The following is a 13334-nucleotide window of genomic DNA, read 5'->3' as shown; positions in this document are numbered from 1 at the left end:
GATGTTCATGGAAACCTACGAACTGCCGCCCCCGTCGGCGCGCGCGCTCGACCTGCGCGATCGGATGGCGCGATTCCTGCGGGATCGGGTACTGCCCGCCGAAGCCGAGTACCAGGCATGGCGGCGTCAGGCCGGCCCCGACGATCATGTCGTGCCGCCGATCGTCGAGGAACTCAAGAGCCAGGCGCGGGCCGAGGGATTGTGGAATCTGTTCCTGCCCGCCGAGTCGGGGCTGACCCAGCTCGAGTACGCGCCGATCGCCGAGTTGTCCGGGTGGAGCCTGGAACTCGCGCCCGAGGCGATCAACGGCCAGGCCCCCGACAGCGGCAATATGGAACTGCTGCACCTGCTCGGCACCGAACAGCAGCGCCGGGACTGGCTGGCGCCCTTGCTCGACGGGCGTATCCGCTCCGCCTTCGCCATGACCGAGCCCGACGTCGCCAGCAGCGATGCGACGAATATCGCCACCCGCATCGAGCGCGACGGCGACGAATACGTCATCACCGGCCGCAAATGGTGGACCAGCGGGGCGATGGACCCCCGGTGCGCCTTCTTCGTCGTGATGGGCAAGACCGACCCCGCCGCCGCGCCGCATCGGCAGCAGACGATGGTCATCGTGCCGCGTGACACCCCGGGCGTCGAGATCGTCCGTGATTACCCGGTTTTCGGGCACCATGACCAGCACGGCCACGCCGAGGTCCGCTTCACCGGCGTGCGGGTGCCGGTGAGCAATGTGATCGGCGAGGAGGGCGGTGGCTTCGCCGCGGCGCAGGCCAGGCTGGGGCCCGGCCGTATCCACCACTGCATGCGGGCGCTCGGTGCGGCCGAACGCGCGCTGTCGCTGATGGTCGAGCGCGCGAAATCGCGCACGGCGTTCGGCCGGATGCTGTCGGAGCAGGGGGTGGTGCGTCAGCAGATCGCCGAATCCCGGATCGAGATCGAGCAGGCCCGGCTGCTGTGCCACCACACCTGTCATGTGATCGACGTCCACGGCAACAAGGCCGCCAAGGATCTGGTCTCGATGGCGAAGGTTGCCGTGCCGCGGGCGGCGCTGCGGGTGATCGACCGGGCGATTCAGGTGCACGGTGGCGCCGGGGTCACCGACACCACACCGCTTCCCGCGCTCTACGGATGGCACCGGGCGATGCGGCTGTTCGACGGACCCGACGAGGTACATCTGCAGACGATCGCCAAGAGTGAACTGCGCCGCGAGCCGGTGTTCTGATCCATTGCCGTTGCGGCACACGACAGGTGACCGGGGTGCGCCGGCCACCCGTCGTGCGTCACCGCGCGAGGTGTTCCTCGCGCAGCCGCCGCTTCAATACCTTCCCGCTGGCGTTCTTCGGCAGCCGGCCGGCGAAACGGACGATTTTCGGGATCTTGTACGGCGCCAGCCGCGTGCGGCAGTGCGCGATGATGGCCTCGGCGTCGATCGACGCGTCGTCGGCGAGCACCACGGTGGCCGCCACCGCCTCGATCCACCGGCTGTCCGGGATTCCGTAGACGGCGGCTTCGCTGATCTGCGGAATTTCGTAGAGCACCTCTTCGACCTCGCGGGTGGCGACGTTCTCGCCGCCGGACTTGACCATGTCCTTCTTGCGGTCGACCACCCACAGGTAACCCTCGTCGTCGAAATAGCCCAGGTCGCCGGAATGGAACCAGCCGCCCGCATACGCCTCGGCGGTCCTGTCCGGCAAGTTGTAATAGCCCAGCGTCACCTGCGGGCTGCGATGGGCGATCTCTCCGATCACGCCCGGCGCGACGGGCTGGTTGTCGTCATCGACGACAACGGTCTCCACGTGCAGCGCCGCCCGCCCCGCCGAGCCCGGCCTGTTGTGTTGCTCCTCGGGCGGCAGGACGGTGGCCAGCGACCCCATCTCCGTCTGGCCGTAGAAGTTCCACAGCCGCAGGCCCGGGAAAGCGGTCTGCAGTTCGCGCAGCACTTCCACCGGCAGCGCTGAGGCCCCGTAGTAGCCCTTGCGGAGTGTGGCCGGAGTTCTGCCTTCCTCGGTCGCCTGCCGTAGCAAGGAGATCCACACCGTGGGCGGGCAGAACAGGTTGGTGGCGCCGTACCGGTCGACCGCCGCGAGGATGGCGGCGGGGTCGGGGCGATCGAGGATCACGCTCGTCGCGCCCAACATGAGGTCGGTGACGAGGAAATTGTCCAGCTGCGCGCAGTGGTAGAGCGGCAAGGCGTGGACCTCGACATCGGCGGTCTCCATCCCGCCGGAGACGATGCAGCTCATGTACTGCCACATCAGGCTCCGGCTCGAGTGCATGACGCCCTTCGGCCGGGATTCGGTGCCCGAGGTGTACATGATCCGGATGAGCGCGTCGTCGTCGATGTGCACGTCGGGAACAGGTGAGGTCACCGCGGCGATCGCGTCGTCGAACGACTGGTCCGTCGCGTCGGAACCCGACAGTGGCACGCTCAGCCGAAGCCCGACCGGTGTGGACGCGGCGTCGAGCGCCTCGTGTGCGACCGAGGCCAGTGCGTCCTCGAACACCAGAGCCGAGGCCGCGCAGTCGTCGAGCAGATAGGCGATCTCGCCCGCGGTCAGCATGAAGTTGATCGGAACGGTGACCACGCCCACGCGCGCGGCCCCGAAGACGGCCACCGGGTACTGCCAGCAGTTGTGCGACAGGATCGCCAGCCGGTCGCCGGGCCGCATGCCCCGCTGCCACAGGTAGGCGGCGAAGCTGTCGACCAACCGGTCGAATTCGGCGAAGGTCAGCGTGGTGTCGCGGTGGATCAGTGCGATCTTGCCCGGGTATCGTGCCGCGCTGCGGCGGGGGATGTCGGCGAGCGCGTGGGCGCGCGTGTGCGGGGGGAGGGTTGCTGTCATCGGTTCGGTTTCTCGCTCAGGCCGCTTCGTGTGGCACATGGGTGCCGAACCTGCGGCCGTGGTAGGTCAGCGGTGCGGCGTCCGCGGTGGTCTCGACCTCGATCACCTCGCCCAGGACGAGTTGATGGTCACCGCCGTCGACGAATCCGGCGGTGCGGCAGGCGACCCAGACGGCGACGCCGGACAATCGCGGCACTCCGGCGCGCGGCCGCCAGTCGCAGCCGTCGAATTTGCCCGAGCCCTTGCCTGCCAGTCGCAGAGCCAGATCGTGCTGGCCCGAGGCCAGGATGTTGACGCCGAAACGCTCGGTCTGCCGGATCAAGCGCAGGCAGTCGGAACTGTTCGCCAAGGCGACGGTCATCAGGGGCGGGTCCATGGACAGCGACATCGCGGCGCTGACGGTCGTGCCGTGCGGCCTGCCCTCGGCCATCGCGGTGACGATCGTGACCGGGGCGCACAGGTGCGCCATGGCCTCGCGGAAGCCGGACTGCAACGCGACGGTGCTTTCCGAGCCTGGAATCGTCTGGGCCGGAATTGAATTCGTCATTCAGCTGACTCTCTGTCAGATGGGAGCCCGCTCACCACGGGCCGGTGGCAGCGGTTCGCTCGAAGGTGGCCTGCAAGACATCGCTGTAATGAAAGACGGGCGGATTCCCGGTGCGGGCCTCGGCGGTCGTGGCGAGGCGATATGGATCGCACTCGTCGACCGCCGCGCAGTACGCCAGCGATCCCGCCGCGTCGCCGCACATTCGGGCGGTCAGGGCCAGCACCCCGGGCCTGCCGACCGGTAGACCCGGGGATTCGGCCAGCACCGGGATCACATGGCCGGGCCGGGTCAGCGCGGACGCGCTCGCGTTAGGGTCGCCGACAACCCGCAGTGTCGCTGCGCGGTCATGCGCCGAGATCCCGGTGGTCGTTCCCGCGATCGAGTCCACCGAGACCCGCATCGAGCCGGTGTACCATTCGTCGGCGTCGTCGCGCCAGTTGAGCGGTGGGAGCTCCAGCCGATGGCAGGTTTCGGCGCTCACGGTGACGCAGACCAGCCCCGACCCGTGCCGGACCAGGGTGGCGATGGTCGCGGTAGTCGCCGCCGCGGCCGGCACGACGAGATCGCACCCGGTGTCCATCACATCGTCGACGGCGACGGCCATCCGGCCGTGCCGCAGGGCGATCAGCGCCGCCTCGAGTCGGTCCACCCTCTGGTTGCCGGAACGCGTGGCCGGGACAGTCATCGACGCGGCCTCGTCAGACGGTCAGGCCGGTCTCGGCCCAGAACTTCTCGAACGACGAGGGCACGATGTCGGTGCCGCGGGTGACCTTTCCGTCGACGAAACGGTGCGTCATCACCATGACGACGTCGAGTTCCTTCTCGCCGAGCCTGCGGTAGGCCCGCACCTTCGCCACGACGATCTCGTCGTCGACGACATCGACCTCGACGACCTCGTTGCGGGATTCGTCGAGCTTGGCCAGCACGCCGAACGCCTCGAGGAATTCGGCCTTCGTGTACACCCGCTGGGTGCCGTCGAGTGTGAAGCCGGCCCAGCTCATCGCGTCGTCGTAGATTTCGACCAGGGGCGCCGGGTCGCCTTGATCGGCGGCGGCGAATGCGGCCCGTAGGGCTTCGGCGTTCGAGACGGTCATGGTTGCTCCTTCGTCGGAATGGCGCCAGCTTCTGGTGTGGCGGCAATCACTGTGTCCGATCCGCCGAGGCGTTCGTAACCGGTCGACTACGTGATCCGTCACGGCGCTCTTGCGGCGCTGGGGTGCGTGAAGTCATCGCAGGTGAAAGGCATGATGGCAGGAGGTGGCTGCGGTCATTCGGGGGTGATTCGTGGCTCGGATGACACAACTTGACCCCCCCGGTTGCGGTTCATGCGCCCGGGAATGAACAGTGATCGGCATCTCATGGATCGTTGGAGGGCGCTTGAATATCGACGAATGGACCGAGATCCGCCGGTGTCACAGCGATGGCGAGTCGATCAAGGGAATCGCGCTGCGCCTGGGGATGTCACGCAACACCGTGCGGCGCGCGCTCGCGCTGAACGACCCGCCCGGCGACCTTCGCCGCAGCAGCGGGCGGGTCACCGACGCGGTGGACGGCCCGGTCCGCGATCTGCTCATGGAGAATCCGGCCATCTCCATCGCCGAGATAGCCCGACGTCTGAACTGGTCGCGATCCCGGACCATGCTGGCTCGCAAGGTCACGGAGGTCCGCGAGGAACTCGAAGCCGGGCGCGCGGAATCCCGCCACATCGCGGCGGGGGTGCCCACCCCGGCCACCACATTCATCGGCAGACGCGCCGAGCTGCGCGAGCTGCGCCGATTGCTGGGTGAGCACAAACTCGTCAGCGTCGTAGGGCCGGGCGGAATCGGCAAGACCCGGTTGTCCATCCAGGCCGCGTACGAGTTCCGCCGCGCCTTCCCCGACGGTGTCCAGTTCGTCGAACTGGCCGCTATTCGCACGCCGGAATTGCTGGCCCAGGTGGTGTGCGATGGGCTCGCCCTCGACAACCGGGACAAGCTGCCCGAGGAAGCCCTCGTCGATTACCTGCGAAATCGGCGCATGCTGCTGGTCCTCGACAATTGCGAGCACGTCGTCGACGCCGCCGCGCACCTGGTGACGCGCCTGCTGGAGTCGACCTCGGCCCTGCGTGTGCTCACCACCACCCGCGAGTACCTGTCGATCCCCGGCGAATACGTCTATGCCCTGCCGCCGCTGCCCACCCGTGATCGTGGCGGCGCGGGGGCGGTGGAACTGTTCGCGGCGCGGGCCGCGGCGGCGCTGTCCGGATTCGAGATCACCGAGCAGAACGCGGCCACCGTGGAACGGATCTGCGAGCGCCTCGACGGCCTGCCGCTGGCGATCGAGTTGGCGTGCGCCCGCTTGACGGTGATGTCGCTCGACGACCTGTGCGGACTACTCGACCACCGTCTGTCGGTGCTGACCGCAGGTGCGCGGACTCGCGCCTCGCGGCACCGGAGCCTGCAAGCCACCATCGACTGGAGCTACGACCTGTGCGCCGAACCCGAACGCAGGCTGTGGGCGCGGCTGACGGTCTTCGCCGACGGCTTCGACCTGCCGATGGCCTCGAGAGTCTGCGCGGACGAGGAGTTCTCCGCCGATATGGTCGTCGATACCGTCACGGCTCTGGTCGCCAAATCGGTGGTGCGCCGCGAAGAGCGCGATCAGCGAGTGCGGTTTCGGATGCTCGAATCGATCCGCGAGTACGGCTACGATCGGCTCTCGCCGCAGGAGCGCGCCGAGTTGCGCGCGCGTCTGCTGGACTGGTGTGTGGCGGCGATCCAGGCCACCGCGTCGAATTGGTACAGCGCCGATCAGCACCGGCATGCCGCGACGCTCCGGCACAATCGCGGAAATATCCGCGCCGCACTGGAATCGGTGCTCTCACCGCACGACGGCCCCGAAGCCGGCCGGGCGGAAGTCAGGAAGACCGCCGACGCGCTCGGTGCGGGAATGTTCCTGTGGGCGTGCGGCATTTCGATTCGCGAGCACCGGATGTGGCTGACCCGCGTGCTGGACATGCCGTCGGTCGAGTCCGGCACGAAGGGGCGCGTCCTCGCCGCGCTGTCACTGGTTCAGGTGCTGCAGGGGGATCGGGAGTCCGCGGCATTCTCACTGCACCGGGCACACGCGGTGGCCGCGGACACCGGGGACAATGCCGTGTCGGCGTTGATCACCCACATCGAGGGCCTGCGCGACATGTTCGCGGGTGCGCTGGAATCGGCGCGCACGAGCATGGACGCCGCCGCCGTCCGTTACGCAGAACACGGCTCGGATCCGAATCTGACGGCGATGCTGCGCGTTCATCGAGCCATGCTGTGCAGTGCCGCCGCGGACGTCGATCAGGCGCGCGAGTTGTTCGCCGCCGTGCACGCGGAGACCACCGAGGTCGGTGAGCGATGGTTCCACAGCTATGCCACCTACGGTCTCGGGCTCGTCGCGCTGTTGGAGGGGGACTACGCCGGCGCGCGCGATTTCGCCGTGCGCGGATTGCGCATCCAGCAGTCGTTCGAGGATGTGGTCGGCATCTCGCTGCTGGCCGAATTGCTCGGCTGGTCGCTGGCCGAACTGGACGCGGCCGACGATGCCGCGGTGCTGCTCGGCGCGGCCTCGTCGATGTGGGGTTCCATCGGCCGCCAGCTCTACGGGGCGCAGCGCTGGATCGACCTGCGGGAGCGGGCGGTCGGTGCGGCCCGTGACCGGATCGGCGTGGCGGCCTTCGACCGGCTCTGGGAGAAGGGGCGGTCCATGTCGATGTCGGATCTGCTCGTCGTCGTCTTCGCGGATCCGGCCGCGCCGTCGGCGGGCGGGGCAGGCCGGGTGACGCGGTCGATGCTGACGCCCCGCGAGTGCGAAGTCGCTCACTGGGTGGCGGCGGGCCTCACCAACCGGCAGATCGCCGAGAAGCTGGTGCTGTCCACCCGGACGGTCGAGGGACACGTCGAACACGCGCTTCGCAAACTGGGACTGCAACGGCGCGTGGAACTCGTCAATCGTCCGAGCCTGATCGGTGATCCCGCCCCCGGGGTATAGCGATGGCGGGCCCGCCTCCTGATACGGGCCCGCCGTGCGGGGGTCAGCGCCGATAGCCGGGCAGGATGTGCTCGGCCGCCTCGACCAGCGTCATCCGGTCGACGAGCGCGTGCTGGGTGGCCACCGCCGCATCGCGTACACATCGACCGAGTGCGCTGGGGTTGCGGACGGTGGCGCTGCCTGCCCAGCGGTGCGCGAAGGTGACCACGTCACCGGCGACCTCCTGTGCCCACGTCGCGGCCTGGCGCATCCGCGCCCGCTGTTCGTCGGTGATCGTCAGACCCGCCGCGGCGGTGGCCTCGGCCTGCCCGTAGACCTCGTAGACATAGGCCTGCGCGGCACGGAAGAGGGCGTCGTAGCGGGCGAAGTCCACTCGGAACAGGTCCGAATCGCCGACGACGGTGGCATATCCGGGCCGCGCCTTCTCGGCGACGATTCCCGTGATCTCCTGCAGCGCGCGTTCGGCCAGGCCGAGAGCGATCGGGGCGTGCCCGCCCACGCCGATGCCGAGCAAACCGAGCTGGTAGACCGGCTCGGGGCGGACCGGCGTGGTGGAGAACGTCGCCATCGTGTATTTCTCGGGGACGAATCGATCCTCGACCTTGTAGTCGTAGGAGCCGGTGCCGACCATACCCATCACGTCCCAGTTGCCCAGGAACTCGACTTCGTCGCGGGGCAGGAACCCGATCCGGCACTGCGGTTCCCCATTGTCGTCGAGCAGCGGGTTGCCGTCCTCGCCGTACACGACGAAACCCGCGCCGATCCACGACGCGTGCGCCGATCCGCTGGCGAACTGGAACCGGCCGCTGACTCGGTATCCGCCCTCGACTCGGACCGCGGAGCCGGTCGGCACGATCATGCCCGCGGTGATGCCCTGATCCGGGAGACCGAAGATCTCTCGCGCACCCTGCTCGTTCAGGTAGCCCGCGGCGATGCCGGTGCTACAGGAATTGGCCATGAAGGCCCAGCCGGTGGAGCCGTCCGCCCGTGCGAGCTCCTGGACCACTTTGAAGCTGTCGACGATGCCGAGGCCGGCTCCGCCGTACTCCTGCGGAACCAGGACCCAGAAGAGGCCGGCGTCGGCGAGCGCGCGAAACACGACATCGGTGATCGTCGCCTGCTTTTCGATGGCGTCGGCTTCGGCCTCGATCACCTCGGCCACGCGTCGTGCTCGCTCCAGGTATTCGGCGCCGCGCTCGGTGCCGGGGTAGGTATCCGGCTGTGGTGCCACGGTTGTCATGGGTGTCCTTCCGATCCGGCCCGCCGCGTGCGGGCTTATGACACCGATCACAATGCCGAGTGGGCGAAGTGGTGACACCGTGACGACTACGTGGTCTTCTACGTGGTCCACGACAGGTCCACGTGCGGTCGATCGGCTACCTGCCCCGGCCGGGCGGGACCACCTCGCGTCTTCGCCGCCGGCCCGTCACCGGCGGCGTTCGGTGGCGGCCCGGTGCCGGGGCCGCATGTTGATCGGCAGACCGTCCTCGGGAGTCGGGCCGGTGCCCCAGGCCAGCGGCACCTCGTAGCCCTCGGGGACGCTCCACTCGAACTGCAGCAACATGCGGTGCATGATCGACTTCACCGTCATGCCGCCGAAGTGCAGGCCGATGCACTTGTGGGCGCCGCCGCCGAAGGGCGACCAGGCGTAGCGGTGGATCTTGTCCTCGCGGCGGTGCTCGGCGAAGCGTTCGGGGTCGAACTCGTCGGGGCGGGGCCACCAGCGGGACAGGCGCATGGAGGGGTAGGCGCCGATGATGATGTCGGTGCCGGCGGGGACGTAGTGGCCGAGGATGTCGGTGTCGCGGACGGCCTGGCGCATGAGGACCCCCGCGGGGGCGTACATGCGCAGGGTCTCCTTGAAGGCCAGGTCCAGGGATTCGAGCTTGTCGAGGTCGTCGTAGTCGAGGAAATCCTTGCCCAGAGCCACGGATTCGGCGCGCAGGCGTTCCTGCCAGTGCGGGTTCTTGCCGAGCAGGTAGGTGAGCATGGACAGCGAGACGGCGCTGGTGTCGTGTGCGGCCATCAGCACGAAGATCATGTGGTTGACGATGTCCTCGTCGCTGAAGGTGTCGCCGGTGTCGCTGGTGGCCCGGCACAGGACACTGAACAGATCGCTGCCGTTGCCCGCCCGCTTGGCGGGCAGCCGGCCGCGGAAGTACTCCTGCAGCAGGCGGCGGCCGCGCAGGCCGCGATCCCAGGTGCCGCCGGGGACGGGGGTTCGGATCAGCGCCTGGCCGCCGACGACGGTGTCCTCGAAAGCGTGCTCCACCCGCTTGGCCTCGGGGCCCAGTTCGGCGCCGACGAAGACCTCGGTGGCGAGGTTGAGCAGCATCTGTTTGACGTTGTCGTAGAGCAGGAAGCCGGGTTCGGGCTGCCAGGAGTCGAGTTCGCGGGCGATGCCGGGGCGCATCATGTCGAGGTAGTCGATCAGGCGGGGGCGGGTGAAGGCCTGCTGCATGATGCGCCGGTGGTGCAGGTGTTCGTCGAAGTCGAGCAGCATGATGCCACGACGGAAGAAGGGGCCGATCCAGTACTCCCAGCCCTGCTCGCTGGAGAAGACCTTCTCCTTGTTGCTCCAGACCACTTCGATCGCCTCGGGGCCGAACACCGCGACGGCACGGCGGCCGAAGATGCTCGACCAGGACACCTCGCCGTATTTGTCGAAAGCCTTGCGGGCCCAGATGATCGGGTCGTGGTAGACGCGCAGTGAGTGGCCGAGCAGAGGCATACCGCCGTCGCCGAGCACCGGGAGTAAACCGCTGCCCGCCGGTGGTTCGGCGAGCGGAGTCGGCCGAGCGGGATAGAGGTCGGCCAGGTCTGCGGCGCGTTGCTTGAGCCCACGGAGAAGTCCTGCGTACATGTGCTGTCCTTTCGCGGCGCTGCGAAGGTCGGGGGCGAGCCGGTGTGTCAATTGGTGACGACTTGTCACCAATTGACTCCCGACGCCCCGGCTTTTGTCAAGATGGATCCATGACCAGCCCATCGACGTGGGGCGGGCGGACCGTGGAAGCGCGCCGTGCCGCCCGCCGCGCCCAGCTCATCGACGCCGCCATCGACGTGTGGGTGGAGAGCGGCTGGGCAGCGGTCAGCCTGCGCAGCGTGTGCGCGCGAGCAGGTCTGAACGACAGGTACTTTCGGGAGAGCTTCGCCGATCGCTCCGAGCTGCTCGCCGCCGCGTGGGACCACGTGCGCGACGAGACGACCGCGACGCTGACCGCCGCGATCGGGGACCGGCACGAAGCCCCGCCGCTGGACGTCCTGCACCGCGCCGTCGAGGCGGTGGTGCGCGGTTTCGCCGACGACCCGCGCCGCACCCAGGTGCTCTTCGGTGATCACGCGGGCAGTGAGGTGCTGGAACGCCGCCGTCGCGACCTGGTGCTGATCGTCACCGACATGCTGGCGACGAATCTCGAGCCCTACCTGCGCTCCGGAGTCGACTTCGGGGAGTTCCACCGCATGGTGCTGATGGCCGTCGGCGGGTTCGTGGAACTGACCGGCGCCTGGCAGGCGGGCGTGGTCGCGATCGATATTCCCGGGCTCATCAAGCAGACGACCCGGCTCGGCGATATTCTCGCCGACGCCTATCTGGCCGACCGTCCGGCGCTGGTGCCGCCTGCCGCGGAGTTGTGATCCCGGAATTGGGCAGGGGCCCGGGTTGCGGCTCGTAAACTGCGCCGCAACGGGCTGTCTTCCGCTATCGGTCCGCGCTGCCGTCGACGCACGAATCCGGTGTCGCCATGACGATTCCCGCGCCAGAAAACGGACGCAGATTTGCGTTTGCAATTTCGGGAACTGCCGCCGGGGCTCGTGGTCGCCCGCGGTTCGGCAGGTGCCGTGCCCGGGAGCGGATCCGGCTCGCGCCGCCGGAGCCGACGGTCCGGCTGCACGACTGCTGCCCAGGGCCCGGCGCTGTGGGGCGGTCGGCGGACGGCAGGACTGTGCACTGCGTTCAGGTCGAGCGGACCGATGCCTTCGTCTGGTCCTGTCGCTCCGGCTCGATGGCAGGATCCGAATCGGCGGGGCTGTACGTGCTCGGACGCGTGCCGATGGCCCGACGGTTCGGAAGTGCCGAATTACTGCGCTGCGGAATTGTTTGCGGGTGACCCGTCGACCGGGGGCGATATTCGGAGTGGCATCTTCGATTGTCACGCGGCCGACGTCGGATACACAGAATGTGAATGGTGTATCTCGGGAAGAAATAAGCCACGGTGAATCGACAGGACGGATTTGCTGCGGCGGATGTGGGGATCGCTGTGGGCGCGTATCGGATTATGTTTTTCCCTCGATGTCGCGGCGGCTGTTGTGGGCTGCGGCAAATTCGGAGAATACGAGTGCCGGCCTCCGTTCGCGGTGACGAAGGGTGTGTGATATCGGGACGGTGTGGTCGGCCGGACTTCGGCGATCGCCGGTCGGGCGGTTGCGCGCGTGTCGGTGCTGTAGGCCCGCCATCGCGCCGGTCAGAGCCGACTTCCATCGGTGGCGCGTCGCGTGGGGGTCGATGGCGGCCGCGCCCGTGGCCGCCGCCGGCTCGGGCCGATGGGGGAATCCATGGCGTCGGCACGCGGTCGAGATTTCGTTGTGCAATATTCGATCTGCTGTCGACGCGGAGCTCGGCAAACTATACCAACTGGTATGTAATATCTCCCGGTTTGAAAACCGATAGGTATTGTTTGTTGCGTGAGCGGGCGAAATGCGCGGAAATGCGGATTTTCCCCGCGTTCGCCGTGCAGTCTTCGCCGTCCGTGTGTAGCGTCGGGCCCGTGTAAGCCCTCGCGGCGAGAAACGGGGGCAAACCTTCGGAAGACAAGCGGTGAAGCGGTGCTCGGTATAGACGGCTGCCTGAAACGCATCATGGACATTCCCGGTGCGCGCAGCGTGACGATGGTGGATGGTGCGAGCGGTCTGGCGATCGCCGCGGCGGGTCGGCACGAGCTGGTCGATCAGCACGAGGACGCCGCCGGGACCACGGATGTGGTGCGCGCGGTCCTCGGCTGCTCGGCGCTGGCGAGCGGATCCGGCGAAGACGACATCAGCGAGATCATCGTCTGCGGCGGAGGCGGCTACCACCTGCTGTATCTGGTCGGCGGAGATTTCGACGGGCGGATCTTCGTGCACGTCGTCTGCGACGAGCAGACCGGCAATCTGGGACTGGCCCGCTACCAGCTGAAGGCCGTTCTCGCCGAGTTCGCCGAGGGTGACGATGAGCGGTGACCTCGCCGTCGAACTGCGCCGGCTCGAACAGGAGGGCAGCACCGGCGTGTTGCTGGCCGGTGACGGAGAATTCCACCTGGCCGACGGCGCGATAGCGTCCGCGCACTGCCATCGGGCCACCGGGCTGGATCGGCTGGTGGTGGAAGCGGGGGTGGCGACCCCCGAGGACTGGCGGCGCGCCGGCGCCGGTGACCCGAGCGGGGTGCTCGACCAGCCGCAGCTGGAAACCCTTGCGCTGCTGTCGGTGTACGACGCGGCCTACTTCCTGCTCTCCTCCGGTGCCGAACCGGAATTCCGGCCTGCGCCCGCGCACTGGTTGTCGCGGGTCTGCCATGTGCGCCCCCGGGAATTGGTGCGCGAATGCGAGCGGCGCGGCGATCCGGGCTCGGGGCCCTGGCCCGCAGAACTGGTCGATCGTGCGCCGGTGGTGCCCGCCCGCCGGGTACATCGGCGCCGGGTGATGCTCACCGCGGGGCAGGCGGAGGTGCTGGCTGCCGCCGATGCCAGGCGCAGCGTCACCGAGATCGCCCGTTATCTCGGGCGCACCACCTACGGGTGCCTGACCGCGGTGCGCGAGCTCACCGTGTCCGGGCTGATCGAACCGGCTGCGGGCGTGGACGATTCGCCGGGAATCGCGCCGGATGATCCGGAGCGGGCGTCGTCGTCGCGGGCCGGGGTGCCCGCTCTGCCGGGACCGACGCCGGCCACCGGCCCTGTCG

11 protein-coding genes are annotated in these 13334 nt (G+C 68.4%); 5 read left to right on the top strand and 6 right to left on the bottom strand.

Going from position 1 to position 13334, the window contains the following annotated elements; genetic code table 11:
- The first annotated feature begins 7 nt into the window (after nt 1–7).
- Nucleotides 8–1225 carry an acyl-CoA dehydrogenase family protein gene (locus ON26_RS22070; protein ID WP_040798189.1) on the top strand — a complete coding sequence of 406 codons (1218 nt, stop codon included), beginning with the start codon at nt 8–10 and terminating at the stop codon, nt 1223–1225.
- Nucleotides 1226–1283: 58 nt separating this feature from the next.
- Here the strand turns inward: ON26_RS22070 and ON26_RS22065 are convergent, their stop codons facing one another.
- From ON26_RS22065 to ON26_RS22050, 4 genes are all read right to left on the bottom strand, one after another.
- Nucleotides 1284–2846, bottom strand: a complete 1563-nt coding sequence (locus tag ON26_RS22065; protein ID WP_040798144.1) for a fatty acyl-CoA synthetase — start codon at nt 2844–2846, stop codon at nt 1284–1286.
- A 16-nt stretch (nt 2847–2862) separates the two neighbouring features.
- Nucleotides 2863–3315: a flavin reductase family protein gene (locus tag ON26_RS22060; RefSeq protein WP_051027365.1), complete on the bottom strand. Its 453-nt coding sequence runs from the start codon at nt 3313–3315 to the stop codon at nt 2863–2865.
- 109 nt (nt 3316–3424) lie between these two features.
- On the bottom strand, nt 3425–4078 hold the full coding sequence (locus ON26_RS22055) for a 3,4-dihydroxy-2-butanone-4-phosphate synthase (RefSeq protein WP_083884280.1): 654 nt from the start codon (nt 4076–4078) through the stop codon (nt 3425–3427).
- A 13-nt stretch (nt 4079–4091) separates the two neighbouring features.
- Nucleotides 4092–4487 carry a nuclear transport factor 2 family protein gene (locus ON26_RS22050; protein WP_040798142.1) on the bottom strand — a complete coding sequence of 132 codons (396 nt, stop codon included), beginning with the start codon at nt 4485–4487 and terminating at the stop codon, nt 4092–4094.
- 283 nt (nt 4488–4770) lie between these two features.
- Between ON26_RS22050 and ON26_RS22045 the strand changes: the two genes are divergently transcribed.
- Nucleotides 4771–7401, top strand: coding sequence for an ATP-binding protein (locus ON26_RS22045; protein ID WP_051027356.1), 2631 nt, complete (start codon nt 4771–4773; stop codon nt 7399–7401).
- 43 nt (nt 7402–7444) lie between these two features.
- Here ON26_RS22045 and ON26_RS22040 read toward each other — a convergent pair whose 3' ends face one another.
- The gene (locus ON26_RS22040; RefSeq protein WP_040798141.1) at nt 7445–8641 is read right to left on the bottom strand and encodes an acyl-CoA dehydrogenase family protein; all 1197 of its coding nucleotides are present in this window, start codon (nt 8639–8641) and stop codon (nt 7445–7447) included.
- Between the two features lie 186 nt (nt 8642–8827).
- Nucleotides 8828–10264 carry a cytochrome P450 gene (locus ON26_RS22035; RefSeq protein WP_051027355.1) on the bottom strand — a complete coding sequence of 479 codons (1437 nt, stop codon included), beginning with the start codon at nt 10262–10264 and terminating at the stop codon, nt 8828–8830.
- Between the two features lie 110 nt (nt 10265–10374).
- On the opposite strand from ON26_RS22035, the gene ON26_RS22030 reads away from it, so the two are divergent.
- The 3 genes from ON26_RS22030 to ON26_RS22020 all read left to right on the top strand — a co-directional run.
- Nucleotides 10375–11034 (top strand): TetR/AcrR family transcriptional regulator, encoded by a 660-nt coding sequence (locus ON26_RS22030; protein ID WP_157171977.1) that lies wholly within the window; start codon nt 10375–10377, stop codon nt 11032–11034.
- Nucleotides 11035–12222: 1188 nt separating this feature from the next.
- Nucleotides 12223–12615 carry a roadblock/LC7 domain-containing protein gene (locus ON26_RS22025; protein ID WP_040798140.1) on the top strand — a complete coding sequence of 131 codons (393 nt, stop codon included), beginning with the start codon at nt 12223–12225 and terminating at the stop codon, nt 12613–12615.
- Nucleotides 12605–13334, top strand: a 730-nt coding sequence (locus ON26_RS22020; RefSeq protein ID WP_245545969.1) for a MarR family transcriptional regulator, incomplete at its 3' end; no start/stop codon positions are given. The genes ON26_RS22025 and ON26_RS22020, both read left to right, overlap by 11 nt.

This window comes from Nocardia higoensis NBRC 100133, assembly GCF_000308595.1.
GTDB lineage: Bacteria > Actinomycetota > Actinomycetes > Mycobacteriales > Mycobacteriaceae > Nocardia > Nocardia higoensis.
Note: the sequence above shows the minus strand (reverse complement) of the source record. Positions and strands in the feature narration are given on the sequence as shown.